Raw genomic sequence first — 25,040 nt, forward strand, 5'->3', positions numbered from 1 at the left:
GCCATAACCTCGGGTTAAGTTCCCGCGCATGAACCTGCGGCAGATGGAAGTGTTCCGGGCGGTGATGCTCACCGGCAGCGTGGGCGCGGCGGCCGAACTGCTGCACGTCTCGCAGCCCGCCGTGAGCAAGGTGCTCGCGCAGGCGGCGCGCCAGGCGGGCGTGCCGCTGTTCGAGCGGGTGCGCGGCCGGCTGGTGCCGACGGCCGAGGCGCAGCAGCTGTACACGGAGGTGGACGCGCTGTGGCGCGGCGTCGAACGCATCCGCGACGTCGCCCGCGGGCTGGCGCAGCCGCGCGCGGGGCGGCTGCGGCTGGCGGTGTCGGCGAGCTTCGCGCCCTGGCTCGTGCCGCGCGCCATCGCCCTGATGTGCGAAAGCTTTCCTGACATCCAGACGCAGATGGAGATCCTGATCGCGCCCTTCCTGGTCGACGCGCTGCTCGATCGCACGGCGGACCTCGGCGTCGCGCTGCAGCCGAACGACCATCCCAACCTGGTCACGATCCAGGGCTACCGCTGCGGCTTCGCCTGCGTGCTGCGCCAGGACCATCCGCTCGCGCGCAGGAAGGTGCTGGAGCCGGCGGACCTGCGCGGCGAGCGGGTCATCACCTCGCCCGAGAACACGCCCTACGGCCAGGCGCTGCGGCGCGCCTACGGGCGCGAGGGGCCGCAGCTGCGGCTGGACCTGCAGGTGCGCTCGGCGGCATCCGCGTGCTGGCAGGCGCGGGCCGGCGGCGGCATCGCCGTGGTCGACCGCGCGGCCGTCGCAGGCGACAGCTTCACCGACCTGGCCGTGCGCGACTTCCGCACGCGCGAGCGGCTGGCGGTGGGCATCCTGCGCAACCGCTACCGGCCGCTGTCGACGCTGCAGAAGGCGTTCTGCACGGCATTCGACACGGCCTGGCGCGAGGCGATGCAGGCCTGAAGCGCAGGACTGTTGCTCGCGGTCAAGGGCGGGGCTACAATAGATGCACACGTTATGCATCTTTAATCCTGGACACCCCATGCTGCGCGCCGCCGCCCTCGTCCCGCTCTCGCGCGAACACCACGAGTCGCTGGTGCTGGCGCGGCGGGCCTGCGATCCCTCGCGGCCCGGCGCGGAGCCGCAAGCGCTGCGCGAGCACCTGCTGCAGCGCTGGCCGCGGGTGTTCGAACCCCATTTCCAGGCCGAGGAACAGTCCCTGCTGCCGGCGCTGGCCCAGGCCGGCGCCGAGGACCTCGCGGCCGCCTGCCGCGCGCAGCACGACGAGTTGCGTGCGCTGCTCGCGCGCCTGCGGGCCGGCGACCTGGCCGCCCTGCCCGCGTGGGGCGAGGCCATGCGCGAGCACGTGCGCTGGGAAGAGCGCGCGCTGTTCCCGCGCGCCGAGGCGCTGCTCGACCTCGCGTCCCTGGAAGAAGCATTGCAACGACCCGCGGAGCTTGCCCCATGACCACCGCCCTCCAGACTTCGCCTTCCGCGCCCGCGCGCGCGCTGCCGGCGCAGGCCGATTGCCCGGCCTGCGGCTATGCCGCCGACGAGGCGCCGCCGTTCGAACGCCTGACCGTCACCAGCCGGCGGCTGAAGCGGCGCGAAACCCTGTTCCGCGCCGGCGACCGCTTCCACTTCCTGTACGCCGTGCGCAGCGGCACCTTCAAGTGCACCATGGTCGCTGCCGACGGCCGCGAGCAGGTGACCGGCTTCCGCATGGCCGGCGACCTGCTGGGCCTCGATGCGCTGGCCGAAGGCGTGCACGCCACCGGCGCCGTCGCGCTGGAGGATTCCGAGGTGGTGATGCTGCCCTACGCGGAGCTGCGCCAGCTGGCGCCCGGCGGCGGCGCCGCGCTCAACGAGGCGGTGTCGCGCCTGCTCAGTCGCGAGATCGTCCGCGACCACAAGCTGATGGCGCTGCGCGGCAGCCTGAGCGCCGTGGAGCGCGTGGCCGCTTTCCTGCTGAACATGTCGGGCCACATGAAGGAGCGGGGCTACTCGCCGCGCGAGTTCCACCTGCGCATGACGCGCGGGGAGATCGGCAGCTACCTGGGCATCAACCTGGAAACGGTGAGCCGCATCTTCTCGGACCTGCAGCGGCGCGGCGTGCTGGAAGTGGACAACCGCCACGTGCGCATCGCCGACATGCAGGCGCTCACCGGCATGTTCGGGCACCGCACGGCGGCGTGAGCGCCGCGCTCAGGAGATGATGTAGGCGGCGGCGCCGCTGGCGAACAGCTTGCCCTGGGCGCCGAGGAACTCCATGCGCGTGCTCGCCACGCGCGAGCCGAGGCGGATCACTTCCGCGCGCAACTCGAAGGCCTCGCCCACGCCGGGACGCAGGTAGTCGATCCGCAGGTCGATCGTGCCCAGCTTGCCGAAGCGCTGCAGGCGCTGGGCCGGCGCCTCGTCCATGTGGCGCGCGCCGATCGCCGCCATCACGGCGAGGCCGCCCATGGCGTCGAGGCCCGCGCTGATCACGCCGCCGTGCAGGCGGTTGTGCGTGTAGTGGCCCACGAGCTCGGGCCGCATCGCGATGCGGCCGACGACGACGTCCGGCCGCAGCTGCACGATCTTCAGGCCCAGCACGCGGTTGAAGACGATCTTCTCCTCGAAGATGGCGCACAGGCCGGTGACGAATTCGTCCTCGAACTGCACGGGGACGGCGGGCGGGTGGCGGGTCATGGGGCGAGCGGGGGTTCGATGAAATTGGAATCTGACCCCAATTGGACCACCAGCTGGGCGGTGACGACCTGCTGGCCCGCCTGCACGTGCACGCTGCGCACGGTGGCGTCGCGCGGGGCGGCGAGCACGTGCTCCAGCTTCATGGATTCGAGGACGAGCAGCGGGTCGCCCTTGCGCACGGCAGCGCCGGGGGCGGCGGCGACGGAGAGCACCTTGCCGTTGAAGGGGGCGCGCAGGGCGTCGTCGCCGGCGGACTCGGCGGGCGCGGGCGGGTCGAAGGAGGCGTCGCGCAGGAACAGGTCGACGGCGCCGACCTGCGCGTGCCAGTGGCCGCGCTCGGTCTGCACCACCTGCGCCTGGCCCGCCGCCACGCCCTCGGCCTCGCACACGGGCACGTCGAACAGGGCGCCGCGGTGCGCGATGCGCAGCGGCCGGGCGAAGGGCGAAGGCAGCACGGGGGCGGCGCCGCGCGGCAGCAAGGCGGAGAACGCGGCCTCGGCGGCGGCGGCGAATTCCTCCTGCTCCAGCTGGTGGCGGATGGACTCCGCGTGTTCCTCGATGAAGGAGATGCGCGCCTCGCCCTTCGCGAACGCCGCCTGGCGCAGGCAGGTGGAGAGGAAGCGGCGGTTCGTGGCGACGCCGAGGACCTGCAGGCGGTCCAGCGCGCAGGCGAGGCGGGCGATCGCCTCGGCGCGGGTGGGGGCGTGCGCGACGAGCTTTCCGAGCAGCGAGTCGTAGTACGGAGAGACCTGCAGGCCTTCGAAGATGGCGTGGTCGAAGCGCAGGGGGGCGCCCCCACCCCGGCCCTCCCCCAGAGGGGGAGGGAGGAAATGCAGGATCGTGCCGCTGTGCGGAATGAAGTGCTCGTCCTCGGCGCACAGGCGCACCTCGATCGCGTGCCCCTCGAAGCGCACTTCGCTCTGGCGGCAGGGCAGGCGTTCGCCGCAGGCGATGCGCAGCTGCCATTCCACGAGGTCCAGGCCCGTGAGCATCTCCGTCACCGCATGCTCCACCTGAAGGCGCGTGTTCATCTCCACCAGGAAGAACGCGCCCTCCTCCTCCAGCAGGAACTCCACCGTCCCCGCGCCCACGTAGCCGGCGGCGCGCGCGAACTCGATGGCGCACTGGCCCATGGCCTGGCGCGTCTTCGCGTCCACGGACGGGCCGGGGGCCTCCTCGATGAGCTTCTGGTGGCGCCGCTGCACCGAGCAGTCGCGCTCGCCGAGGTGGATGCAGTTGCCGTGCAGGTCCGCGAAAACCTGCACTTCCACGTGCCGCGGCCGCTGCAGCGCGCGTTCCAGCAGCAGGTCGCCGCAGCCGAAGGCGGCCTGCGCTTCCGAACGCGCCACCTGCACGGCGCCGGCCAGCTGGGACGCCTCCTCGACCAGCCGCATGCCGCGCCCGCCGCCGCCCGCCGCCGCCTTCACCAGCAGGGGAAAGCCGAGCGCGCGGCCCTCCGCCACCAGGCGTTCGTCCGTCTGCACCGTGCCGTGGTAGCCGGGGATGCAGGGAATGCCGCGCGCCTGCGCCAGCTTCTTCGCGCGCGACTTGTGGCCCACCGTGCGGATCGCCTCCGCCGGCGGGCCGATCCAGGTGAGGCCCGCGTCCTCCGCGGCCTGGGCGAACTCCGCGTTCTCGCTCAGGAAGCCGTAGCCCGGATGCACCGCGTCGGAGCCGGTGCTGCGGGCGGCGGACACCAGCTTGTCGATGCGCAGGTAGGAGTCCGCCGGCGCGTTGCCGCCCAGGGGCACGGCGAGCGTCGCCTCGCGCACGTGCAGCGCCTGCGTATCGGCCTGCGAGTGGACGGCCACGGTCTCGATGCCGAGGCGGTGCGCCGTGCGGATGATCCGCCGTGCGATCTCGCCGCGGTTGGCGACCAGCAGGCGGCGGATCTTCATGGGCGCTTCGCGATGCCCATGCGTTTTGCCAGGATGCCCAGCATCACCTCGTCGGCGCCGCCGCCGATGGAGGCCAGCCGGCCGTCGCGGTACATGCGCGACACCTTGTTCTCCCAGGTGAAGCCCATGCCGCCCCAGAACTGCAGGCAGGTGTCGGGCACGAGGCGGTTCAGGCGCCCGGCCTTCAGCTTGGCCATGGACGCGAGTTCCAGCACGTCCTGGCCCTGCACGTAGAGGTCGCAGGCGCGGTAGGTCAGCGCCCGCAGCGCCTCCACTTCCGTCTTGAGTTCGGCCAGCTTGAACTGCACCCACTGCTGGTCGGCCAGCGTGGCGCCGAACAGCTTGCGCTGCTGCGCCCACTCGACGGTCCAGGCGATGCAGTTCGTGAGCGACTGCAGGCAGCTCGCCGCGGCCCACAGGCGCTCCTCCTGGAACTGCTGCATCTGGTAGACGAAGCCCTGGCCCTCCTCGCCGATGCGGAAGCGCTGCGGCACGCGCACCTCGTCGAAGTGGATCAGGCCGGTGTCGGAGCTGTTCATGCCGATCTTGCGGATCTTCTGCGCCACGGTGATGCCGGGGCGCAGCCTGCCGTTCTCGCGCATGGGCACGACCACCAGGCTCTTGTTCCTGTGCACCGGGCCCTCGCCCGTGTTCACCAGCATGCACATCCAGTCGGCCTGCAGGCTGTTGGTGATCCACATCTTCTGGCCGGTGATCACGTAGTCGCCGCCGTCCTTGCGCGCGCGGCTCGTGATGCCCGAGACGTCGCTGCCGGCGCCGGGCTCGCTGACGCCGATGCACGCCACCATGTCGCCGGAAATGGCGGGCGCGAGGAACTCGCGCTTCAGTTCATCGCTGCCGAAGCGCGCCAGCGCGGGCGTGGCCATGTCGGTCTGCACGCCGATGGCCATGGGGACGCCGCCGCAATCGATGTGGCCGAGCGCCTCGGCCATCGCGACGGAATAGGAGTAGTCCAGGCCGGCACCGCCGCAGGCCTCGGGCTTGGTCAGTCCGAGCAGGCCCAGTTCGCCCAGTCGCTTGAACACCTGGTGGGCGGGGAAGATCTCCGCCGCTTCCCATTCGTCGACGTGCGGGTTGATCTCCTCCGCGATGAAGCGCTGCAGCGTCTGCTGGATCGCGAGGTGTTCGTGGCTGTACTGCATGGGCGCTCCTCACATGCGCGCGACGCCGAACTGCAGGGGGCGCAGGGCCTTCGCCTCGGCCTCGGCGATCGTGTCCAGGCAGAAGGCCAGCACGGCGCGCGTGTCGCGCGGATCGATCACGCCGTCGTCCAGCAGCAGGCCGGAGGTGTGGAAGGCGTCGGCCTGCGCCTCGAAGATGGCGACGATCTGGTCGTACTGCGCCTGCGCCTGCGCCGGGTCGGGCTGCCGGCCCTTGCGGGCCAGCGCCGCCTCGTTGACCATCTGCATGGTGCGCGCCGCCTGCTCGCCGCCCATCACCGCCGTCTTCGCGCTGGGCCAGCTGAAGAGGAAGCGCGGCGCGAAGGCGCGGCCGCACATGCCGTAGTTGCCGGCGCCGAAGGAGGCGCCGCACTGGATCGTGAGCTGCGGCACGGTGGCGTTGGTCACGGCCTGGATCATCTTGCTGCCATGCTTGATCATGCCGGCCTGCTCGCTCTCGCGGCCCACCATGTAGCCGGTGGTGTTCTGCAGGTACACGATGGGGTGGCCCAGCTGGCACATCCACTGGAGGAAGTGCGTGGCCTTGTTGGCCCCGGGCACGTCGATCGGGCCGTTGTTGGCGATGAAGCCGATCGCGTGGCCGCACAGGCTCGCCTGGGCGCAGAGGGTGGCGGGGCCGTAGAGGGGCTTGAATTCGAGCAGCGAGGAGGCGTCGGCGAGGCGGATCATGATTTCGCGCATGTCCACCGGTTCGCGGAGGTTGGCGGGCATGAGCGAGAGGAGTTCCTCGCGGCGGCCCTCACCCCCGCCCTCTCCCGCCAGCGGGAGAGGGAGCTTTTCTTCCTCCCTCTCCCGCGGGCGGGAGAGGGCCGGGGAGAGGGCCGGGGTGAGGGCCGGCGCCAGCCGCGCCACCACTTCCCTCGCGATCCCCAGCGCCTCCCTGTCGTCCCCCGCCAGGTACTCCCCCAGCCCCGACACCCCCGTGTGCATCTCCGCCCCGCCCAGTTCCTCCTCCGTCGCCACCTCGCCCGTCGCCGCCATCAGCAGCGGCGGCCCCGCGAGGAAGGCGCGCGAGCGGCCGCGGACCATGATGACGATGTCGCTCAGCCCCGGCATGTAGGCGCCGCCGGCCGTGCCCGAGCCGTGCTGCACGGTGATCACGGGGATCCCCGCGGCCGACAGGCGCGCGAGATTCCGGAACAGCGCCCCGCCAAGCACGAAGGTCTGCACGCGGTAGCGCATCAGGTTGGCGCCCGCGCTTTCCACCAGGTGGAGGAAGGGCAGCTTCTCCCGCAGCGCGATCTCCTGCACGCGCAGGATCTTCTCCAGGCCCATGGGCTGGATCGCGCCCGCCTCGATCCCCGAGTCGCTGGCCACCACCATGCAGCGCACGCCGCGCACGAAGCCGATGCCGGCGATCATCCCGCCGCCCGGGATGGAAGCCTCCGCGTCCTTCGTGTCCTGCAGGTAGCCCGCCAGCGTGCACAGGGGCAGCCAGGAGGCGCCGGGGTCCAGCAGCAGGCCCACGCGCTCGCGCGGCAGCAGCTGGCCGCGCTGCTCGAACAGCGGCCGCGCCTCGGCCGACTTGTCGGCGGCGCGCCGCTCCAGCGCGTGCAGCTCGCGGATGCGGGCGAGCATGGCTTCCCGGCGCTGCTGGGCGGTCGCCGCGGCCGGGCTCCCGTTCACCGGAAGACTTTCGGTGTCTCGTAGCGATGGAAGCCGTCGAAGGGCTTCACCGCATCGCGCTGCTGCACCTCGCCGGGCGCCGCCACCTGACCCCAGCCCATGCGCACCTGCGGCCGGGCGCCGTCGATGCGCAGCACGCTGCCGCTGATGAAGGAAGCGGCCGGCGACAGCAGGAACACGATGCCGGCGGAGGTCTCGGCCTCGGTGCCGAAGCGGCCGGCCGGCACCGTCGCGCGCATCTCGCGGAACATGGGCGCCGCCTCCGGCGGATAGTGGTCCATGCCGCTGGAGGCGATGTAGCCGGGCGCCACCGCGTTCACGCGCACGCCGCTCTTCGCCCACTCCAGGGCCGCCGTCTCGGTGAAGCTGACCATGCCGGCGCGCGCCGCGCCGCTGTGGCCCATGCCGGGCATCGAGCCCCACATGTCCGCCACGATGTTGACGATGGCGCCGCCGTGCGCCTGCATGGATTGCCGGTAGCACTCGCGCGCCACCAGGAAGCCGCCGGTGAGGTTGGTCGCGACCACCGCGTCCCAGCCCTTGGCGCTGATCTCCTCCAGCGGGGCGATGTACTGGCCGCCGGCGTTGTTCACCAGGCCGTGGATGCGTCCCTGCGCCACCACGATGGCCTGCACGACGTCCTGCACGGCGGTTTCCTCGCGGATGTCGCAGGCATGGAAGCTGCAGCGGCCGCCGTCGGCGACGATCTCGCTGGCCACGTGCTGGAGCTTGTCCAGCTTGCGGCCGAGCAGCACGACGTGGGCGCCGAGCGCGGCGAGTTCGTGGGCCGTGCAACGGCCGATGCCCGAGCCGCCGCCGGTGACGACGATCACCTGCCCCGCGAAGAGGCCTGGCGCGAACACGGAACGGTAGTGTCCGCTCATGAGACGGGGACATTAGCAGAGGGCCGCCGCGGCGGCAAGCCGTCAGGAGACGCTTCGCGCCGTCGCGAGGCACTCCGCGAGATACGGCGCGGTGCGGCAGCCGCGCGCGCGCGCGACTTCCGCCGGCGTTCCCGCCGCGACGATGCGCCCGCCCTGCTCGCCCGCACCCGGCCCCAGGTCGATCACCCAGTCGGCCTGCGCCACCACGCGCATCTCGTGCTCGACGACCACGACGGTGTTGCCCTCGTCGACCAGCCGCTGCAGCTGCGCCATCAGCCGGTCCGCGTCGGCGGCGTGCAGGCCGGTGGTGGGCTCGTCCAGCACGTACAAGGTGTCGCCGCGGTGCGTGCGCTGCAGTTCGGTCGCCAGCTTGATGCGCTGCGCCTCGCCGCCCGAGAGCTCCGTGGCCGGCTGGCCCAGCCGCAGGTAGCCCAGGCCGATGTCCTGCAGCACCGCGAGCGGCCGCAGCACGGCGGGCTCGCCCGCGAAGAAGTCGACGGCCTCGTCGACCGTCATGCCCAGCACGTCCGCGATGCTCCGCCCCTGCCAGAGGATCTCCAGCGTCTGCGCCTTGTAGCGCGCGCCGTGGCAGGCGGGGCAAGGCGCGTACACGCTGGGCATGAACAGCAGTTCGACCGAGACGAAGCCCTCGCCTTCGCAGGTGTCGCAGCGGCCCTTGGGCACGTTGAAGGAGAAGCGGCCGGCGTCGTATCGGCGCCTGCGCGCGGCCGGCGTCGCCGCGAACAGCTTGCGCACGGCGTCGAACAGGCCGGTGTAGGTGGCGAGGTTGGAGCGCGGCGTGCGGCCGATCGGCTTCTGGTCCACCTGCACCAGGCGGCGGATCAAGCCGGTGTCGCCGGCGAGGCGGCCGGACCAGGTGCCGTCGCGCGCGCCGGGGTCCAGCGCCTCGTCGGCTTCTTCCTCGCCTTCGGGCAGGGCGCTGCCCAGGTGCTTCGCCACGAGTTCCAGCAGCGAGCGCGTGACGAGCGTGGACTTGCCCGAGCCGGACACGCCGGTCACCGCCGTGAGGCAGCCGAGCGGGAAGGCCGCGTCGACCTGCCGCAGGTTGTTGCGCGTGACGCCCTGCAGGCGCAGCCAGCCGCGCGGCGGACGCGGCGCATTCGCCGGCAAGGGCACCTCGCCGAACAGGTGGCGGCGCGTCTGCGACGCCTCCACCCGGGCGAGCCCTTCGGGTGGTCCGCTGTAGAGGACGTCGCCGCCGCGCTCGCCCGCGGCCGGGCCGACGTCCACCAGCCAGTCGGCACGGCGCATGAGCGACAGGTCGTGCTCCACCACGTAGACGGAATTGCCGCTTTCCTTCAGCCGCTGCAGCGCCGCGAGCAGCGCCTCGCCATCGGCCGGATGCAGCCCGGCCGAGGGTTCGTCCAGCACGTAGATCACGCCGAACAGCTGCGAGCCGAGCTGGGTCGCGAGCCGCAGCCGCTGCAGCTCGCCGGGCGACAGCGTCGGCGTGCTGCGCTCCAGCGACAGGTAGCCCAGGCCCAGCTGCTGCAGCGTGCGCAGGCGCGCGAGCACCTCCTGGGCCAGCCTCTGCGCGGCGATGCGCTTTTCTTCCGACTCCCTGGTGCTTCCCTGCGCCGCGGGCTCCAGGATCCGCGCCACCTGTTCCAGCGGCAGCTGCGACAGCGCGCCGATGTCGTGGCCCGCGAAGGTGACGGCCAGCGCGTCGGGCTTGAGCCGCTTGCCCCCGCACACCGGGCAGGGCGTGCTGACCATGAACTGCGCCACGCGCTTCTTCATCATCGCGCTCTGCGTGGTCGCGAAGGTGTGCAGCACGTAGCTGCGCGCGCTGCTGAAGGTGCCCATGTAGGCGGGCTCCATGCGGCTGCGCAGCGCCGCGCGGGTCTCCCTGGGCGTGAAGCCGGGGTAGACCGGCACCGTGGGCGTCTCCTCGGTGAACAGGATCCAGTCGCGCACCTTGCGCGGCAGCTCGCGCCAGGGCTTGTCGACGTCGTGCCCCAGGCTCACCAGGATGTCGCGCAGGTTCTGGCCGTGCCAGGCCGGCGGCCAGGCCGCGATCGCGCGCTCGCGGATGCTGAGCGTGTCGTCCGGCACCATCGACGCCTCGGTCGCGTCGTACACGCGGCCCTGGCCGTGGCAGTGCGGGCAGGCGCCCTGCGGCGTGTTGGGCGAGAAATCCTCCGCGTACAGCATGGGCCGGCCCGGCGGATACCGGCCCGCCCGCGAATAGAGCATGCGCAGCAGGCTCGACAGCGTCGTGACGCTCCCGACGGAGGACCGCGTGCTGGTGGCGCCGCGCTGCTGCTGCAGGGCGACGGCGGGCGGCAGGCCCTCGATCGCGTCCACCTGCGGCACGCCGGCCTGGTCGATCAGGCGGCGGGCATAGGGCGAGACCGATTCCAGGTAGCGCCGCTGCGCCTCGGCATAGATGGTGCCGAAGGCCAGCGAGGACTTGCCGGAGCCCGACACGCCGCTGAACACGACCAGCGCGTCGCGCGGCACGTCGACGTCCACGTCCTTCAGGTTGTGCTCCCGCGCTCCCCGCACCCGCACGAAGCCACGCTCGCTCCCTCTCCCGCTCGCGGGAGAGGGCGGGGGTGAGGGCCTGTCCTCGCCACTGTTCCTGCGTTCTTTTCCCATGCCCGCCTCACGGTAGAGGCACCGGGGCCCCCGCCGCGTGGGATGCCCCGCAAACTGCATGTAGGAGCCGCCCGCCCTAAGATGAGCGGATGTCCGATCTTCCCGTCCCCGTCCCCCGGCGTCCCGTCCACACCCGCAGGATCAGCTTCGAAGGCTTCCTGCGCGAGGACGACCTGTGGGACATCGACTGCACCCTCAGCGACACCAAGTCCGTACCGATCCCGATGCGCGAGCGCGGCGTGCTGCCCGCCGGCGAGCCCATCCACCACATGCGCGTGCGCCTCACCGTGGACGACACGCTGACCATCCGCGCCGTGCAGACGGCCGCCCCGAGCGTGCCCTTCGGCGAATGCCAGGTCCCGACCGGCGAGCCGATGCAGAAGCTCGTCGGGCTGACCATGGGCCCCGGCTGGCGCAAGGCGATCGACGGCGCCATCGGCGGCGTGGCCGGCTGCACCCACATGCGCGAGCTGGTGTTCAACGCCGCCACGGCGGCGTACCAGATGATCCCGCACTACCGCGCCCTGCAGCGCGGCCAGCGCGACGACGTGCGCCCCGACGGCAAGCCGCCCTTCTACATGGGCAAGTGCATGACCTGGGCCTTCGACGGCCCGGTGGTGGCGCGCCTCGCGCCGCAGTTCGCCCGCAAGCCGTCTTCGTAGGGTGGGGTGACGCAGGAACCCCACCGCCCACGAGCGCCCTCCCCTAGGCCGGAACCGCCGCCCCCTCCGCCCGCCGCGGCGCCGGCGTCGCCGGCAGCTGCGTCAGGATCAGCAGCGAGGTGATGGCCGTCGCCGTCATCACCCCCAGCAGCGTCACGAAACCGGCCTGCTTGACCACCGGCCCGATCATCCACACGGCCACGGAACTCGCCCCGAGCGAGATCGCCAGCCGCATGCCCGACACGCGCGAGCGCATGCTGTCGTCGACGAAGCGCACGATCATCGCGTCGGTGAACGGGATGGCGCCGAAGATCGCCGCCATGAACAGGCACTGCAGCACGAAGAACACCCAGCCGTCCGCGACCGTCGCCAGGGCGAGCACCAGCGCCTGCGTGCACACGATGCCCATGTAGAGGCGCTTGAGCGGCATGCGGTCGATGAGGTGGCCCACGATCACCTGCGCCAGCGAGCCGAAGGTGTAGGTCAGGGCGAGCAGCGCGCCGATGCGGGCCGGATCCTGAAGAATGTGGCGCAGGCGCTCGGCGAGCAGCTCGTAGTTGCTGTTGGTGGAGAAGTTGAACAGCAGGCTGCCGCTGGTGGCCGCGACCGTCATCACGAGCAGCAGCTTCGCCATCGAGACGCCGGGCGGCAGCGCGGCGGCGCTCGCCTTCTTCTTCGCGGGCGCGGCCTGTTCGCGCGTCGCCAGCACCACGAAGGCGCAACCGAACAGGAGGCACACCGCCCCCGGGATCGCGAAAGCCATGCGCCAGCCCAGGTACTGCACCAGGAAGCCCGTCGTCACGGCGGCGACCGCCACCCCGAGGTTGCCGACCAGGCCGTTGATGCCGATCGTCAGGCCGGGACGCACCGCCGCCTGCACAAGCATCGGGATCCCGACGGGGTGGTAGATGGAGGCGAAGCAGCCGAGCAGCGCCAGCGCCAGCGCCATCTGCATGGGCGATTGCGTCACGCTCACCAGCAGCGCCGACGCGCCCATGCCGAAGAAGAACACCGTCATCATCTTGCGGCGGCCCCAGTGGTCGCCCAGCCTGCCGGACGGCAGGGAGCCGATGCCGAAGAAGAAGAACGCCGCCACGCTGTAGGGCATGAGGTCCTCCCAGCGCGCCAGGCCGAAATCGGCGGCGATGCTGGTGACCGCCGTCGCGAAGATCAGCAGGAACATGTGGTCGATGGCGTGGCCGATGTTCAGGAGCCACTGGGTGGCCATCGAGTTGCCGGGGCGGGGGGGCTGGGGGGCGTCCATGGGGGGTGATTTCAGCACGGCCGGCGCCGGAGCGGCCAAGGAGCAACACCGCGACCCCGAAACCGCGTTGCGCGCTGGCCGCAGGCGCCCGCCTTGGTTAGAGTGGAGCTTCCTGCCGATCCGAGACCACCATGGACTTCTTCCATTCACTCTCGCTGGACCTGAAGCTGCTGGTCGTGGGCATTGCCGGCTGCGCGCTGCTGGCGCTCTTCAGCGGCAATCGCAGGACCGAGAAGCGCTACATGCTGGTCCTGGTGCTGCTGGCCGTCGCCGGCGTCTACCGGTTCACCCATGGCGGCGCCCCCGAGGCCGAGCTCGCCGCCTCGACCCCTGCGCCGCACTTCGTGAAGGCGGCGCCGGTGCACAGGCCGCTGGTGTCCACCTCGGCCAAGTAGCGCGGCCGCCGCGCCGGGTCAGCCGGCGCGCGACTGCACTTCCCGGCGCAACCGATCCTCCTGCTCGCGCAGTTCGGGCGTCAGCGCCTCGCCGAAGTCCTCGGCCGAGTAGATCTGCCGGATCTCGATCTCGGAATCGGTGCGCATCGGGTTCGGGCACTTCTTCACCCACTCGATCGCTTCCTGCAGCGACGCGCACTTCCAGATCCAGAAGCCCGCCACCAGTTCCTTCGTCTCGGCGAAGGGCCCGTCGATCACGCGCCGCTCCTTGCCCGAGAACGCGATGCGCACGCCGCGGGAGCTCGGGTGCAGGCCCTCGCCCGCCTCCATCACGCCCGCGCGGACCAGCTCCTCGTTGAAGGCGCCCATCGCGGCGAATTCCTCCTGGGTCGGCAGCACGCCGGCTTCGCTGTCCTTCGTCGCCTTCACCATCACCATGAATCGCATGTCGGTCTCCTGGGTTGATCGGGGGCGGCCCTTCCGCCCTCTTCCCTACGACGAACGACGCGACGCCGGATCGACAGCCGCTCGTCGGCGCGCCCGCCGCGTGCCCCGGTGCGGCTGCGCCGGGCTGTTGGCCAGCACGAGCTCCCACAGCGCCTGGGCCGCGACCGACAGCACCTCGTGCCGGCGGCGCACCGCGAACACGGGCCGTGTGATCCCCTTGCCTTCCAGCGGCCGCACCACCAGGTCCGGGTCGCGGAAGTGGAACAGCGTGAGCGCCGGGACCAGGCTCACGCCCAGGCCCGCCCGCACCAGGCCGGTGACGGTGGCCAGGTGCTCCACTTCGAACACGCTGCGCAACTGCTGGGGATGCAGCGCCGCCTCCAGCCGCTGCCGCACGCTCGTGTTGCGCGACATGTGCACGAAGGGATGATCCGCCAGGTCGCGCAATCGCACCGAGGCCTGTCGCGCCAGCGGGTGGTCCTTGCGGCAGACGAGGTGGAAGCTGTCCTCGCACAGCGGCACCGCTTCCAGGTCCTCGCTGCGCGTGCCGGTGGAGGCCATCGCCAGGTCCACCTGCCGGCTGCGCAGCAGCGCGAGGCAGGGTTCCGAGAGGCTGTCGAAGAGCGCGAGCTCGATGCCGGGATGCTTGCGCCGGTACGTCACCAGCAGGTCGGGCAGCCAGCCCGCGGCGAGCGAAGGCAGCGCGGCGAGCGCGACGCGGCCCTTGCGCTTCTGCGCATGGTCCTGGAAGTCGACCACCATGCTGTCGAGGTCGGCCAGCATGCGCCGCGCCGCCGCCTCGAAGGTGCGGCCTTCGGGCGTGAGCACGACGTTGCGCGTGGTGCGGTCGAACAGGCGCGCGCCCAGCCCGGCCTCGACCGACCGGATGAGCGCGCTGAACGCCGGCTGCGAGAGGTGCACGCGCTGCGCGGCGCGCGTGAAGTTCCTCTCCTCGACCAGCGCCACGATGGCCCGCAGGTCGCGGGACGACAGATTCATCGGTTTCCTCGATGGAATCAACGGATCTTTGAATTTTACGGATGCCCGGCTCGCCGCTAGTCTTGCCGGCCATGGCCACCCGACCCGACGTCCTGCCGCCCCTGCGCATCGGTTGCGGCGCGGGCTTCTCCGGCGACCGCTGGGATGCCGCCGTGCCCGTCGTGCGCTCCCTCGTGGCGCAGGGCGGCCCGGCCGCCCTGATGTACGAAACGCTGGCCGAGCGGACGCTGGCGCTGGCGCAGCTGCGCCGCCGCCAGGATCCCGAGGCCGGCCACGAGCCCTCGCTGGAACTGTTCCTGCGCGGCGTGCTCGCCGACTGCGTGCGCCACGGCATCCCCGTCATCGGCAACTTCGGCGCCGCCAACCCGCGCGCCGCGGCGCGCCGGGTGCACGCGCTGGCGCAGTCACTGGGCCTCGCTCCCGTCCGCGTCGCCGTCGTGGAGGGTGACGACCTGCTCGCGCAACTGCCCGCCGAAACCTTGCAGGCGCTGCTGCCGGAGCAGGCGCGCGGGCAGGCGATCGTCAGCGCCAACGCCTATCTCGGCGCGGAGCAGATCGCCGACGCCTTGCGCGCCGGCGCCCAGGTGGTCGTCACCGGCCGCGTGGCCGATCCTGCGCTCGCGCTCGGGCCGCTGATGGCGCACTTCGGATGGAGCCTGTCCGACCGCGACCGCCTCGCCGCGGGCACGATGGCGGGCCACCTGCTGGAATGCGGCGCCCAGGTCACGGGCGGCTACTTCGCCGACCCCGGCGTGAAGGACGTGCCGCGGCTGTCCGAGGTCGGCTTTCCCATCCTGGAGGTGCACGCGGACGGCCGCTTCGTCGTGGGCAAGCCCGAGGACACGGGCGGCTGCGTCGATGCGCGCACCGTCACCGAACAGCTGCTCTACGAGATCCACGACCCCGCGGCCTACCTCACGCCGGACGTGGTGGCCGACATCACCGAGGTCGAGCTCGGCGTGCCGGGCGCCGACCGCGTGGAGGTTCGCGGCGTGCGCGGCCACGCGCGTCCGCCGACCCTGAAGGCCACCGTCTGCTTCGAAAGCGGCTGGCTCGCCGAAGGCGAGATCTCGTACGCCGGCATCAACGCGGCCGGGCGCGCGGCGCTGGCCGGCGAGGTCGTCGCCGAGCGCGTGCGGCAACTGGGCATCGCGCCCGGGAAGTGGCGCCAGGACCTGATCGGCGTCGCCAGCATCTTCGCCGACGACGCCGGCCGCTTCGACGCGCCGGATGCCGGCGACGCGCAGGACGTGCGGCTGCGCATCGCGGCCCAGGTCGCCGACCGCGCCGACGCCGACGCGATCGCGCGCGAAGTGCTCGCGCTCTACACCTGCGGCCCGGCGGGCGGCGGCGGCGTGCGCACCAGCGTGACGCCCCGTCTGGGCAGCACCTCCTGCTACGTGCCGCGCGCGCTGGTGCAGGCCACCTGGAGCTTCGCATGACGACCCCGCTGCGCCTGCTGGCCCACGCCCGAACCGGCGACAAGGGCGACCGCTGCAGCATCAGCCTCGTGGCTTTCGACCGCCGGCACTGGCCCGCGCTGGTCGAACAGGTCACGGCCGAACGGGTGGCCGAACTGTTCGCCTACCGGCGACCGACGGCCGTCACCCGCTACCTGCTGCCGCGCCTGGCGGCCATGAACTTCGTCATCGACGACGTCCTCGATGGCGGCGTCAACGATTCGCTGAACCTGGACACGCACGGCAAGTCGCTGTCCAGCCTCTTGCTCACCTTGCCCATCCAACTCCAGGAGACACCATGATGACATCCCGCCGCCTCGTGCTGGCCCACGCTGCCACCGCCGCCCTGCTCGCCGCCTTCGGCGCCCGGGCGCAGTCCTTCCCCGACAAGCCGATCACGTTCATCGTGCCCTTCGCGGCGGGCAGCGCCACCGACCAGATCGCGCGCGCCATCGGCCAGGCAGTCGCGGAAGACACGAAGCAGCAGGTGGTGGTGGACAACAAGCCCGGCGCCAACGCCTTCATCGGCGCGCAGGCGGCCGCGCGCGCCTCCAGGGACGGCTACTCGGTCTTCATCACGACCAACACCACGCACGCGGCCAACGAGCACCTGTTCAAGAAGCTGCCCTACGACCCCGTGAAGGACTTCGAGCCCGTGACCCTGCTGGGCAAGGGCGGACAGATCCTCGTCGTGAACCCGGGCGTGCCGGCGAAGAACGTGCAGGAGTTCATGCAGCTGGCCAAGTCGCAACCGGGCAAGGTCTCCTTCGGCTACGGCAGCTCCTCGAGCCGCGTCGCCGGCGAGCTGTTCAAGCAGATGACGGGCGCCGAGCTGCAGGGCGTGCCCTATCGCAGCAACCCGCTGGGGATCACCGACCTGCTGGGCGGCCAGATCCAGGCGATGTTCACCGACATGGCGACGGGCCTGCCGCAGGTGAAGGGCGGCAAGCTTCGCGCCCTGGGCGTGACCACCAGCAAGCGCAGCCCGCTGGCGCCGGAGGTGCCCACCATCGCCGAGACGGTGCCAGGCTACGAATCCACCTACTGGTTCGCCGCCTACGTGCCCGCCGGCACGCCGGCGCCCATCGTCGCGCGCCTCAACGAGATCCTGGTGAAGGCGGCGCACAGCCCCACGGCCGCGAAGTTCTACGGCCCCACCGGCACCGAGCTGGTGACCGGCACGCCGGACGAACTGCGCCGCTTCCAGGCGGCGGAGTCGCAGAAGTGGAAGAAGATCATCGAGGCGGCGGGCATCGAGAAGGAGTGAGGCCCGCGGTGGGTAACATCCCCCGCCGGAGGTCCCGATGAAACCCACGCTTCGCCCCGGCATCCGCCACCGGCACGTCTTCCAGGTGCCGGCCTCGAAAACCGTGCCGGCCCTGTACCCCGAGTCCGAGGACTTCGTGGCCATGCCCGAAGTCTTCGCCACGGGCTTCCTCGTGGGCTTCCTCGAGTGGGCCTGCATCCTGGCGATCAAGCCGCACCTCGACTGGCCGCAGGAGCTGACGCTCGGCACCCACATCGACGTGAGCCACGAGGCCGGCACGCCGCCGGGCCTGGAGGTGACGGCCACCGTGGAACTCGTGGCCGTGGAAGGCCGCAAGCTCACGTTCTCGGTGGAGGCCCACGACGGCGTCGACGTCATCGCCCGGGGCCGGCACGAGCGCTTCATCGTCGATCGCGCGAAGTTCGACGCGAAGATGGCGGCCAAGGGCGGCGCACCGCGCGCCGGCTGACCCTCCCCGGCTTCTTGTCAGGGCCTTCCTACCCGCGGCTCAGCCATTGGCGGTCACGGGGGATGAGTCCCTTCTCATTACGATTCTTGCTCCCGCGGCATGCCTGTCCGGATGCGGCGTTTCCCTTCCCTGCGTCTCGAGAGATGGAGCATGAGTCAGAACACGCACCCGCCCGGCGACCTCCTGTCGACGGGCATTCCCGGCCTTGACGTCGTCCTGGGCGGCGGCCTCAGCCCGAACCGGATCTACCTGATCGAAGGTGAGCCCGGCACCGGCAAGACGACCACCGGGCTGCAGTTCCTGCGCGAGGGGGTCGCGCGCGGCGAGTCGGTGGTCTACATCACCCTCGCCGAAACGGGCGAGGAGCTGAGCGCCGTGGCCGCCTCGCACGGCTGGACGCTGGAAGGCATCCACCTGCACGAGGTCCTGCCCACCGAGGACCTGCTGCGCGACGACCAGCAGTACACGATGTTCCACCCGTCCGAGGTGGAGATGGCCAACACCATCCAGCTCATCCTCTCGGCGATCGACACGCACAAGCCCACGCGCGTGGTGCTGGACTCGCTGTCGGAGCTGCAGCTGCTGGCCGACTCGGCGCTGCGCTACCGCCGCCAGGTGCTGGCCCTGAAGCAGTTCTTCGCCAAGCGCAATTGCACGGTGATGCTGCTGGACGACCGCACCTCCGCGTCGGCCGACCTGCAGGTGCGCAGCATCGCCCATGCCGTGATCCAGTTCGACCTGGCCGTCAAGGACTACGGCGCGGACCGGCGGCGCGTGCGCGTGATCAAGTACCGGGGCCGCAACTCGGTCGGCGGCATGCACGACTACAACATCACGCAAGGCGGCATCGTGGTGCATCCGCGCCTGGTGGCCGCGGAGTCGCGCGAGCTGCGGCGCAGCACCCAGGTCAGGAGTGGCCTGGACGAGCTGGACGCGCTGCTGGGGGGCGGCCTGGAGGAAGGCACGAGCACGCTGATCGTCGGGCCGCCGGGGACGGGCAAGTCCTCGCTGGCCGCGCAGTTCGTCTCGGCGTTCAACCAGGCCGGCGAGAAGGCCGCGATGTTCCTGTTCGAGGAGTCGAGGAGCAACCTGCTCAATCGCTGCGACGGCCTGAGCATGGACCTGCGCGGTTCGATCGCATCCGGCCTGCTGACGATCCAGCAGGTCGACCCGGCGGAACTGTCGCCCGGCCAGTTCAGTGCCGCGGTGGTCAAGGCGGTGGGCAACGGCGCCAGGATCGTGGTGATCGACAGCCTGAACGGCTACATGAATGCGGTGCCCGACGAGCGTTTCCTCACCACCTACATGCACGAACTGCTGACCTACCTGGGCCAGCGCGGGGTGGTGACCATCCTCGTGGGCATCCAGCAGGGCATGCTGGGCGGCGCCATGTCCAGCGGCATGGAAGCGAGCTACCTGGCCGACAACGTGCTGATGCTGCGCTACTTCGAGGACGAGGGTGAGGTGCGGCAGGCCATCTCGATCTTCAAGAAGCGCGGCAGCATCCACGAGCGCACCATCCGCCGCTTCCGCATGTCCGGCGCCGGCATCGAGGTCGGCGAGGTCCTGCGCGGCTACCGCGGCATCCTGACGGGCGTGCCCGTGCCGCGGTCCGCATCACCCAACCCCGAGGAAATGCTGAAAGCCCGGTGATGGAGCGCCGCGTCGTGATCTATCCCGCGGTGGCGCGGGACGGCATCCTCGCCAGCAAGGTCCTGTCCTCCGTGGGCATCGAGACGCTGGTCTGCAGCGGCAGCGAGGCGGTGCTCGCGGCGCTGGCCGAAGGGGCCGGCGCCCTGCTCGTGGTGGAAGAGATCATCGCCGGCGCCGCCATCCAGCCGATCAAGCGCTTCATCGAGGCGCAGGCCGGCTGGTCGGACCTGCCGATCCTGGTGCTGACGAAGCGCGGCGCGGACTCCCTGGAAGCGCAGCGGGCCGTGGAGCACCTGGGCAACGTGACGCTCCTGGAGCGCCCGGTGCGCACCATCGCGCTGATCAGCGCTGTGCGTTCCGCGCTGCGGGCGCGCGAGCGGCAGTACCAGGTGCGCCTGGCGGACCAGCGCAAGGACGAATTCCTGGCGACGCTGGCGCACGAACTGCGCAACCCGCTCTCGCCGATCCGCACCTCGGTTTCCCTCATCCGCCGCCTGCAGCCCTCGGACGACATCCGCAAGCTCACGGACATCGTGGACCGCCAGGTCGTGCACCTCACGCGGCTGGTGGACGACCTGCTGGACGTCGCCCGCATCACCACCGGCAAGGTGGCGCTCAATTCCACCCACACCACGCTCTCGGCCGTCATCACGCACGCACTGGAGATCGCCGCCTCCTCGGTGCAGGAGAAGGGCCACCAGCTCGACGTCGAGCAGCCGCCAGAGGAGTTCGCGCTCGACGCGGACCATGCACGGATCGTCCAGAGCGTGGCCAACCTGCTGGTGAACGCGGCCAAGTACACGCCGCCGCGGGGCCGCATCCTGCTGTCGGCGGCGGTGGAAGGCAAGGTGGTGACCTTCCGTGTCCGCGACAACGGCCGCGGGCTGGCGCCGGAATCGCTGACCCGCATCTTCGAGCTGTTCGCCCAGGCGCGCTCGGCCGACGAACCCCCGAGCGGCCTGGGCATCGGGCTGAACCTGGCGCGGAAGTTCGCCGAGATGCACGGCGGCTCCATCACCGCCACCAGCGAGGGCCTGGGCCGCGGCAGCGAGTTCGTGCTGACGCTGCCCGTGGTGGTGGGCGTGGAGCAGGAGGACGGCGGCGCCGTGCCCGGTGCCGCCGCCGATCCCGTCACCAGCCGGCGCGTGCTGGTGGTGGACGACAACAAGGATGCCGCCGACACGCTCGAGGCCTACCTGACGATGGAAGGTTTCAGCGTCGCCGTGGCCTACGACGGCGAGGCGGCGCTGGAGAAGGTGCAGTCGCACGCGCCCGACGTGGTGCTGATGGACATCGGGATGCCGCGCATGGACGGCTACGAGGCCGCCCGCATGCTGCGCGCCCGCGGACGGCCGCTGCGCCTGATCGCGCTCACGGGCTGGGGACAGGCGCTGGACAAGGTCAAGGCGCAGGAAGCGGGCTTCGACCACCACTTCGTGAAGCCCGTGGACCTGGCGACGATCGTCGAGGCGCTGCGGGCCTGAGGGAGTTCCTAGCCTGCTTCCAGCACGCGCAGCAGCGCGTCGATCACGTCGCTGCCGTCCGGCGACTTGATCCGGTACTGCTTCAGCGAACGCGCCAGGTTGGCCTGGCCCAGCACGCGGTAGTCGGAGCGGATCAGGACCTTGGCGATGGCCCGCTGCACCTCCACCGACTTCGCCGCCGGATAGAGCCGCGCGATTTCGCGCAGGCTTTCCGGGTCGGCCAGGCGCTGGCGCGAAAGCGTTTCCAGGGCGGCCACCTGCGCATCGGCCGCGGGCATGCGCGCGATGGCCGCGGCGATGCTGCGCAGGTCCGCCACGTCGGCCAGCGGCCGGTGCCGCAGGTAGGCCTGCGCCATGGCGATGTCTTCCGGGTTGGAACTGGTCACCGCGCGCAGCACGCGCGCATGGGCCTCGGCGCTGCCCAGGCAGGCCGCCGCCGCGGCGGGCCCGATCTTGGCCGATCGCAGCGCGCCGGCGGCCAGGGTGCGCAACACCGGATCGTTGCCGGGCGGCGGGCTGGCGGCGCACGCGAGTTCCACGTCGTCGCGGCCCACCTTGTCGCGCGCGACCTGGTCGGCGATCGTGCGCACGAGTTCGGCCTGCTCCTGCGCGGGCGTGAGCCAGCCGATGTTCCGGGCCAGCGCCATCATGCGCATGCGCACCGTCGAATCGCTCGCGTCGCGCGCGGCTTCGAGGAAGCGCCCGCGCGCGGCGTGGTCGGCGGCGATCTCCGCGAAGGCGGCAGCCGTCGCCCCGCCCACGCGCTGCGCCGGCTGGATCGAGGCCGCGAAGCGCTCCAGGTGCACCAGGAACATCCGCACTTCGGCGGGGTCGCGCTGCAGCACTTCGTGCATGAAGGCGACCCGCTGGGCGGCGGAGAGCCGCGCGTCGATGAAGCGGCACGCATCGCGGCGCACGCCCGCCTGCGGATCCGCATCCGTCAGGCCCGAGGTGACGGTCAGCGCCGTGTGCGAGAAGGCGCTCATCAGCTTGCTGCTCACCTGGCCAGTGCCGATCTCGGGCACGGAGGCCGACTGGAAGTAGCGATCGAGCAGCGGGCCCGCGGTGCGCCCGAGCGGCGCCAGCGAGGAGAAGCCGTAGAGGACCGGCACGTCCTTGAAGATGTGCCGCATGCGGTCGCGGTTGCTGCGGCCGTACAGGTCGCGCAGCACGCCGGCCGTGCGCAGGGCTTCCGCGGGAGAGCGGCCCTCGCGCAGGAGGCCGCGCACGATGTCCTCGGTGGCGTCCTGGCGGGGCTCCGCCTTCAGCGTGTTGCAGCCGAAGAGATAGACCTCCTTCAGGTGCGCGAACACGCCCGGGCAGGACTCGCTGCAGGAGGCGCGCTCCATTTCCTCGACGGCCAGGTATTCGCTCTGGTCGTGCCGGTCCGTGTAGAACTCGTCGCCGCCGTCGAAGTGGCCCGAGATGATGAGCGCGTCGCACTGCACCTGCTGCTGGCAGGCCGACGCCAGCCAGTCGGGACGGCCGCGCTCCACCAGTTCCACGAAGCGGTAGTCGCCCGGCGGCAGGTGGCGCCGGAAGCTGTCGCGTTCATCGGGCGAATTGACCGTGATCGTGCAGACGGTCTTCGGCGCGGCCACCGCGGCGAAGGAGGCCACGGCGGCCAGGCAGGCGCCGAGCAGCGCGAGCTTCCTGGAGAGGGTCGGAGTGGGCATGGCTGGACTGCCGCAGCTCTGCACTGCGGCGGCCAGTATTCCACAGCGCCACGGCTGTGCCACGCGCGGCGCGGCAGCGCCGCCGCGCGCGCCCGAAACTCAGGAAGATTCCTGCAAACGGTGGATCAGCGCGTCCACCATGTTGCCGCCGGGCGACGTCTTCACCCGGTTTTCACGCAGCGTGTGCAGCAGCTCCGAGGAGGCGACCGACTTGCGGTCGGCCCGGATCAGCACGCCGGCGATCGCGTTCTGCACGGTGCCCGAGCGGGTTTTCGCGAACAGCTGCCGCAGCGTGTCGACCGTCTCGCGGTCGGACACATAGTGCCGCGCCAGCACGTCCAGCGCCCGGCTCTGCGCCTCCGGCGCGTTCATGCGCGCGATGGCCTGCGTGACCTCGCGCAGCTCGCCCGCATCCGCGAGCGGCCGGTGCCGCAGGTAGGCCTGCGCGATCTGCACGTCCGCGTCGGAGGAGCTGGCGAGGCGCTCCAGCACGCGGTGGCGCGCCTGCGCGTCGCCGAGGCAGGCGAGCACGGCGGCGTGCCCGGTGCTCCCTTCGCCCGACGTGCGGGGCAGCGCCCCGTCGAACTCGCCGCTGTCGTTGAGCGTGCAGGCCAGGTCCACGTTGGGCCCGGTGACCTCCTTGCGCGCAACCACGTCCCCAAGCAAGGCCACGACCTCGTCGTGCCGCTGCTGCGTGGACAGCCAGCCCAGGTCGTGCGCGACCTCGATCATGCGGGCGCGGGTCACGGGCTGGTCGGCATCGCGCGCGAAGGCGAGATAGCGCTCGCGCGCATCGCCGTCGCGGGCGAGGCGCTCGAACGCCTGTGCCACGTCGGGCCGCTCGCGCTCGCTGGCCGTCAGCGTGTCGGTGAAGTGCTCGAAGCGGTCCAGCAGCAGGCGCGATTCGGCCGCCGGCCTCTGCAGGATGGCATGGATGGCGTCGAGCCGCTGCGCCGGCGACAGGCGATCGTCCGCGAAGCGGCAGACGTCCTGCCGCAGCGGCATGAGCGGGTCGCCCTGGCCGATCCCGCGCGCCGCCACCATGTCGTGCGCGGAGAACTGCCGCAGCAATGCGCTGCTCGCGCGGCCCTTGGCGATCTCGGAACTGCCGGCGCTGCGGAAGTAGCGGTTCAGGACCGATCCGGCGACGGGACCGAGCGGCGCGACGGACGCGAATCCGTAGATCACGGGGACATCCTTGAACAGGAGCCGCATCCGGTCGCGGCTGCTCTCGCCGCGCAGCTGGCCCAGCTGGCGCGCGAGCCGCGCCGCCTCGTCGGCAGAGTGGCCCTCGCGCGCGTAGCTGCGCGCCACCTCGCCGGAGATGGTGTGCTGCGCCTGCGGGTTCATGGTGTTGCAGCCGAACAGGTACACCTCCTTGAGGTTCGCGAACAGGCTGGGGCAGGAGCCCGAGCAGGAGACGCGCTCCAGTTCGTCGATCGGCAGGTGCTCGTTGCGGTCCAGCGCGTCGGAGAAGAAGACGTTGCCCTCGCCGTGGTGCCCCGAGATCACGAGGACGTCGCAGGACACCTTCGCCTCGCAGGACGACTGCAGCCAGTCGCGGCGGCCGCGCTCCACGAGCTCGACGAAGCGGTACTTGTCCTCGGGCAGGAAGCGGCGGAAGGTTTCCTTCTCGTCGGCGGAGTTGATCGTGATCGTGCAGACGGTCTGCTTCTCCGCCAGGGCGGCAAGGGGCAGCAGGCAGGCCGCCAGGAAACACAGCAGGCGAGCAGGACGCATGACGATCGGACCTCGCAACAGGGATGAGCCTGCGATGCTCCGGCGGATGGGGCACGCGGGTTCGTAGGAACCGGCCGGACACGCGCCGTCGAAATCGCCGGGTCCGCGCGTCGGGCCGCGTGGCACACGACGGGACAGCGGCCGGGCCGTGGGGCCGTGGCAGGGATCAGGCGGCGGTGCCTACAGACGGGCGGGAATCCGCGCACAAGCGGCCGGCCCCGGCGCCGCTGCCCATCGGCCCCGCAGCCCGCTGCAATGGCGGAAAGCGGAAGGTTCCGCGCAGGAGTAGCTCATGAAGAAGTTCATCTTGTCCGCCGTCGCGGCGGGCGCACTGGCCATCGGCGGCGTCGCGCAGGCCGACGTGATCGACAGCGTGGGGAACGCGATCTCCCGCCTCTTCGGCGTGCCGTACGCGCCGGTCGCCGAGGCGAGCGTGCCGCTCGCGCAGTACAACAGCTATCGCGATGCCTGGGGCCGCACGGTCTATCTCGACGCGTACAACCGGCCGATCTACATTGAGCAGAACGGCGCGGTGGTGCCTTACGGCGGCGTGGTGGCCGTGGCGCCGTCGTACGACGACGACCGCGACGGCGTGTCGAACCAGTACGACCGGTTCCCGCTGGATCCGCGGTATCGCTGAGC

23 protein-coding genes are annotated in these 25,040 nt (G+C 71.4%); 12 read left to right on the forward strand and 11 right to left on the reverse strand.

Annotation, left to right across the window (positions count from 1 at the left end; all coding sequences use genetic code 11):
* The first annotated feature begins 28 nt into the window (after positions 1-28).
* The 3 genes from ACY0MJ_RS00935 (at position 29) to ACY0MJ_RS00945 (ending at position 2,155) form a co-directional block, all read left to right on the forward strand.
* Positions 29-922, forward strand: coding sequence for a LysR substrate-binding domain-containing protein (locus ACY0MJ_RS00935; RefSeq protein ID WP_462636381.1), 894 nt, complete (start codon positions 29-31; stop codon positions 920-922).
* Between the two features lie 79 nt (positions 923-1,001).
* Positions 1,002-1,427, forward strand: coding sequence for a hemerythrin domain-containing protein (locus tag ACY0MJ_RS00940; RefSeq protein ID WP_462636382.1), 426 nt, complete (start codon positions 1,002-1,004; stop codon positions 1,425-1,427).
* Positions 1,424-2,155 (forward strand): helix-turn-helix domain-containing protein, encoded by a 732-nt coding sequence (locus tag ACY0MJ_RS00945; RefSeq protein WP_462636383.1) that lies wholly within the window; start codon positions 1,424-1,426, stop codon positions 2,153-2,155. Before ACY0MJ_RS00940 ends, ACY0MJ_RS00945 begins: the two co-directional genes overlap by 4 nt.
* A gap of 9 nt (positions 2,156-2,164) precedes the next feature.
* Here ACY0MJ_RS00945 and ACY0MJ_RS00950 read toward each other — a convergent pair whose 3' ends face one another.
* Genes ACY0MJ_RS00950 through ACY0MJ_RS00975 form a run of 6 tightly spaced genes read right to left on the reverse strand, consistent with a single transcriptional unit; the run spans position 2,165 to position 10,882 of the window.
* Positions 2,165-2,650, reverse strand: coding sequence for a thioesterase family protein (locus ACY0MJ_RS00950; protein WP_462636384.1), 486 nt, complete (start codon positions 2,648-2,650; stop codon positions 2,165-2,167).
* The gene (locus ACY0MJ_RS00955; protein WP_462636691.1) at positions 2,647-4,542 is read right to left on the reverse strand and encodes an acetyl/propionyl/methylcrotonyl-CoA carboxylase subunit alpha; all 1,896 of its coding nucleotides are present in this window, start codon (positions 4,540-4,542) and stop codon (positions 2,647-2,649) included. The genes ACY0MJ_RS00950 and ACY0MJ_RS00955 overlap by 4 nt, the downstream gene beginning before the upstream one ends.
* Positions 4,543-4,544: 2 nt before the next feature.
* On the reverse strand, positions 4,545-5,711 hold the full coding sequence (locus ACY0MJ_RS00960) for an acyl-CoA dehydrogenase family protein (protein WP_462636385.1): 1,167 nt from the start codon (positions 5,709-5,711) through the stop codon (positions 4,545-4,547).
* 9 nt (positions 5,712-5,720) lie between these two features.
* Positions 5,721-7,328, reverse strand: coding sequence for an acyl-CoA carboxylase subunit beta (locus ACY0MJ_RS00965; protein ID WP_462636692.1), 1,608 nt, complete (start codon positions 7,326-7,328; stop codon positions 5,721-5,723).
* 44 nt (positions 7,329-7,372) lie between these two features.
* Positions 7,373-8,260 (reverse strand): SDR family oxidoreductase, encoded by an 888-nt coding sequence (locus tag ACY0MJ_RS00970; protein ID WP_462636386.1) that lies wholly within the window; start codon positions 8,258-8,260, stop codon positions 7,373-7,375.
* 42 nt (positions 8,261-8,302) lie between these two features.
* Positions 8,303-10,882: an excinuclease ABC subunit UvrA gene (locus ACY0MJ_RS00975; RefSeq protein ID WP_462636387.1), complete on the reverse strand. Its 2,580-nt coding sequence runs from the start codon at positions 10,880-10,882 to the stop codon at positions 8,303-8,305.
* An 89-nt stretch (positions 10,883-10,971) separates the two neighbouring features.
* On the opposite strand from ACY0MJ_RS00975, the gene ACY0MJ_RS00980 reads away from it, so the two are divergent.
* Positions 10,972-11,544, forward strand: coding sequence for a DUF2889 domain-containing protein (locus tag ACY0MJ_RS00980; protein ID WP_462636388.1), 573 nt, complete (start codon positions 10,972-10,974; stop codon positions 11,542-11,544).
* A 43-nt stretch (positions 11,545-11,587) separates the two neighbouring features.
* Here ACY0MJ_RS00980 and ACY0MJ_RS00985 read toward each other — a convergent pair whose 3' ends face one another.
* Positions 11,588-12,808, reverse strand: coding sequence for an MFS transporter (locus ACY0MJ_RS00985; RefSeq protein WP_462636389.1), 1,221 nt, complete (start codon positions 12,806-12,808; stop codon positions 11,588-11,590).
* A 131-nt stretch (positions 12,809-12,939) separates the two neighbouring features.
* Here ACY0MJ_RS00985 and ACY0MJ_RS00990 point away from each other — a divergent pair, with 131 nt between their 5' ends.
* Positions 12,940-13,203 carry a hypothetical protein gene (locus ACY0MJ_RS00990; RefSeq protein WP_462636390.1) on the forward strand — a complete coding sequence of 88 codons (264 nt, stop codon included), beginning with the start codon at positions 12,940-12,942 and terminating at the stop codon, positions 13,201-13,203.
* 18 nt (positions 13,204-13,221) lie between these two features.
* On the opposite strand, the gene ACY0MJ_RS00995 is transcribed toward ACY0MJ_RS00990, so the two are convergent.
* On the reverse strand, positions 13,222-13,650 hold the full coding sequence (locus ACY0MJ_RS00995) for a YciI family protein (protein WP_462636391.1): 429 nt from the start codon (positions 13,648-13,650) through the stop codon (positions 13,222-13,224).
* Positions 13,651-13,695: 45 nt separating this feature from the next.
* Complete coding sequence (locus ACY0MJ_RS01000) at positions 13,696-14,649, reverse strand: LysR family transcriptional regulator (protein WP_462636392.1); 954 nt, start codon at positions 14,647-14,649, stop codon at positions 13,696-13,698.
* Between the two features lie 71 nt (positions 14,650-14,720).
* On the opposite strand from ACY0MJ_RS01000, the gene ACY0MJ_RS01005 reads away from it, so the two are divergent.
* The 6 genes from ACY0MJ_RS01005 to ACY0MJ_RS01030 all read left to right on the forward strand — a co-directional run bounded on the left by ACY0MJ_RS01005 (position 14,721) and on the right by ACY0MJ_RS01030 (position 20,982).
* Positions 14,721-16,091: an acyclic terpene utilization AtuA family protein gene (locus ACY0MJ_RS01005; RefSeq protein ID WP_462636393.1), complete on the forward strand. Its 1,371-nt coding sequence runs from the start codon at positions 14,721-14,723 to the stop codon at positions 16,089-16,091.
* On the forward strand, positions 16,088-16,411 hold the full coding sequence (locus ACY0MJ_RS01010) for an AtuA-related protein (RefSeq protein ID WP_462636394.1): 324 nt from the start codon (positions 16,088-16,090) through the stop codon (positions 16,409-16,411). Before ACY0MJ_RS01005 ends, ACY0MJ_RS01010 begins: the two co-directional genes overlap by 4 nt.
* Positions 16,411-17,376 carry a Bug family tripartite tricarboxylate transporter substrate binding protein gene (locus ACY0MJ_RS01015; protein WP_462636693.1) on the forward strand — a complete coding sequence of 322 codons (966 nt, stop codon included), beginning with the start codon at positions 16,411-16,413 and terminating at the stop codon, positions 17,374-17,376. The genes ACY0MJ_RS01010 and ACY0MJ_RS01015 overlap by 1 nt, the downstream gene beginning before the upstream one ends.
* Before the next feature lie 37 nt (positions 17,377-17,413).
* The gene (locus ACY0MJ_RS01020) at positions 17,414-17,845 is read left to right on the forward strand and encodes a thioesterase family protein (protein WP_462636395.1); all 432 of its coding nucleotides are present in this window, start codon (positions 17,414-17,416) and stop codon (positions 17,843-17,845) included.
* 150 nt (positions 17,846-17,995) lie between these two features.
* On the forward strand, positions 17,996-19,498 hold the full coding sequence (locus ACY0MJ_RS01025; RefSeq protein WP_462636396.1) for an ATPase domain-containing protein: 1,503 nt from the start codon (positions 17,996-17,998) through the stop codon (positions 19,496-19,498).
* Positions 19,498-20,982 carry a hybrid sensor histidine kinase/response regulator gene (locus ACY0MJ_RS01030; RefSeq protein ID WP_462636397.1) on the forward strand — a complete coding sequence of 495 codons (1,485 nt, stop codon included), beginning with the start codon at positions 19,498-19,500 and terminating at the stop codon, positions 20,980-20,982. The genes ACY0MJ_RS01025 and ACY0MJ_RS01030 overlap by 1 nt, the downstream gene beginning before the upstream one ends.
* An 8-nt stretch (positions 20,983-20,990) precedes the next feature.
* Here the strand turns inward: ACY0MJ_RS01030 and ACY0MJ_RS01035 are convergent, their stop codons facing one another.
* Positions 20,991-22,658 carry a hypothetical protein gene (locus ACY0MJ_RS01035; RefSeq protein ID WP_462636398.1) on the reverse strand — a complete coding sequence of 556 codons (1,668 nt, stop codon included), beginning with the start codon at positions 22,656-22,658 and terminating at the stop codon, positions 20,991-20,993.
* Between the two features lie 99 nt (positions 22,659-22,757).
* Complete coding sequence (locus ACY0MJ_RS01040) at positions 22,758-24,398, reverse strand: hypothetical protein (RefSeq protein WP_462636399.1); 1,641 nt, start codon at positions 24,396-24,398, stop codon at positions 22,758-22,760.
* Between the two features lie 292 nt (positions 24,399-24,690).
* On the opposite strand from ACY0MJ_RS01040, the gene ACY0MJ_RS01045 reads away from it, so the two are divergent.
* Entirely contained in the window at positions 24,691-25,038 is a 348-nt protein-coding gene (locus ACY0MJ_RS01045) for a hypothetical protein (RefSeq protein WP_462636400.1), read from the forward strand.
* Positions 25,039-25,040: the final 2 nt, after the last annotated feature.

This window comes from Ramlibacter sp. bp-362 (assembly GCF_054956735.1).

Coding starts and splice junctions, on each gene's coding strand:
- ACY0MJ_RS01005 (WP_462636393.1), top strand. CDS start 14,721: ATGGCCACCCGACCCGACGTCCTGCCGCCCCTGCGCATCGGTTGCGGC.
- ACY0MJ_RS00935 (WP_462636381.1), top strand. CDS start 29: ATGAACCTGCGGCAGATGGAAGTGTTCCGGGCGGTGATGCTCACCGGC.
- ACY0MJ_RS00960 (WP_462636385.1), bottom strand. CDS start 5,711: ATGCAGTACAGCCACGAACACCTCGCGATCCAGCAGACGCTGCAGCGC.
- ACY0MJ_RS00950 (WP_462636384.1), bottom strand. CDS start 2,650: ATGACCCGCCACCCGCCCGCCGTCCCCGTGCAGTTCGAGGACGAATTC.
- ACY0MJ_RS00995 (WP_462636391.1), bottom strand. CDS start 13,650: ATGCGATTCATGGTGATGGTGAAGGCGACGAAGGACAGCGAAGCCGGC.
- ACY0MJ_RS00965 (WP_462636692.1), bottom strand. CDS start 7,328: ATGCTCGCCCGCATCCGCGAGCTGCACGCGCTGGAGCGGCGCGCCGCC.
- ACY0MJ_RS01035 (WP_462636398.1), bottom strand. CDS start 22,658: ATGCCCACTCCGACCCTCTCCAGGAAGCTCGCGCTGCTCGGCGCCTGC.
- ACY0MJ_RS01025 (WP_462636396.1), top strand. CDS start 17,996: ATGAGTCAGAACACGCACCCGCCCGGCGACCTCCTGTCGACGGGCATT.
- ACY0MJ_RS00940 (WP_462636382.1), top strand. CDS start 1,002: ATGCTGCGCGCCGCCGCCCTCGTCCCGCTCTCGCGCGAACACCACGAG.
- ACY0MJ_RS01045 (WP_462636400.1), top strand. CDS start 24,691: ATGAAGAAGTTCATCTTGTCCGCCGTCGCGGCGGGCGCACTGGCCATC.
- ACY0MJ_RS00990 (WP_462636390.1), top strand. CDS start 12,940: ATGGACTTCTTCCATTCACTCTCGCTGGACCTGAAGCTGCTGGTCGTG.
- ACY0MJ_RS00980 (WP_462636388.1), top strand. CDS start 10,972: ATGTCCGATCTTCCCGTCCCCGTCCCCCGGCGTCCCGTCCACACCCGC.
- ACY0MJ_RS01040 (WP_462636399.1), bottom strand. CDS start 24,398: ATGCGTCCTGCTCGCCTGCTGTGTTTCCTGGCGGCCTGCCTGCTGCCC.
- ACY0MJ_RS01010 (WP_462636394.1), top strand. CDS start 16,088: ATGACGACCCCGCTGCGCCTGCTGGCCCACGCCCGAACCGGCGACAAG.
- ACY0MJ_RS00970 (WP_462636386.1), bottom strand. CDS start 8,260: ATGAGCGGACACTACCGTTCCGTGTTCGCGCCAGGCCTCTTCGCGGGG.
- ACY0MJ_RS00945 (WP_462636383.1), top strand. CDS start 1,424: ATGACCACCGCCCTCCAGACTTCGCCTTCCGCGCCCGCGCGCGCGCTG.
- ACY0MJ_RS00985 (WP_462636389.1), bottom strand. CDS start 12,808: ATGGACGCCCCCCAGCCCCCCCGCCCCGGCAACTCGATGGCCACCCAG.
- ACY0MJ_RS01000 (WP_462636392.1), bottom strand. CDS start 14,649: ATGAATCTGTCGTCCCGCGACCTGCGGGCCATCGTGGCGCTGGTCGAG.
- ACY0MJ_RS01015 (WP_462636693.1), top strand. CDS start 16,411: ATGACATCCCGCCGCCTCGTGCTGGCCCACGCTGCCACCGCCGCCCTG.
- ACY0MJ_RS01030 (WP_462636397.1), top strand. CDS start 19,498: ATGGAGCGCCGCGTCGTGATCTATCCCGCGGTGGCGCGGGACGGCATC.
- ACY0MJ_RS01020 (WP_462636395.1), top strand. CDS start 17,414: ATGAAACCCACGCTTCGCCCCGGCATCCGCCACCGGCACGTCTTCCAG.
- ACY0MJ_RS00975 (WP_462636387.1), bottom strand. CDS start 10,882: ATGGGAAAAGAACGCAGGAACAGTGGCGAGGACAGGCCCTCACCCCCG.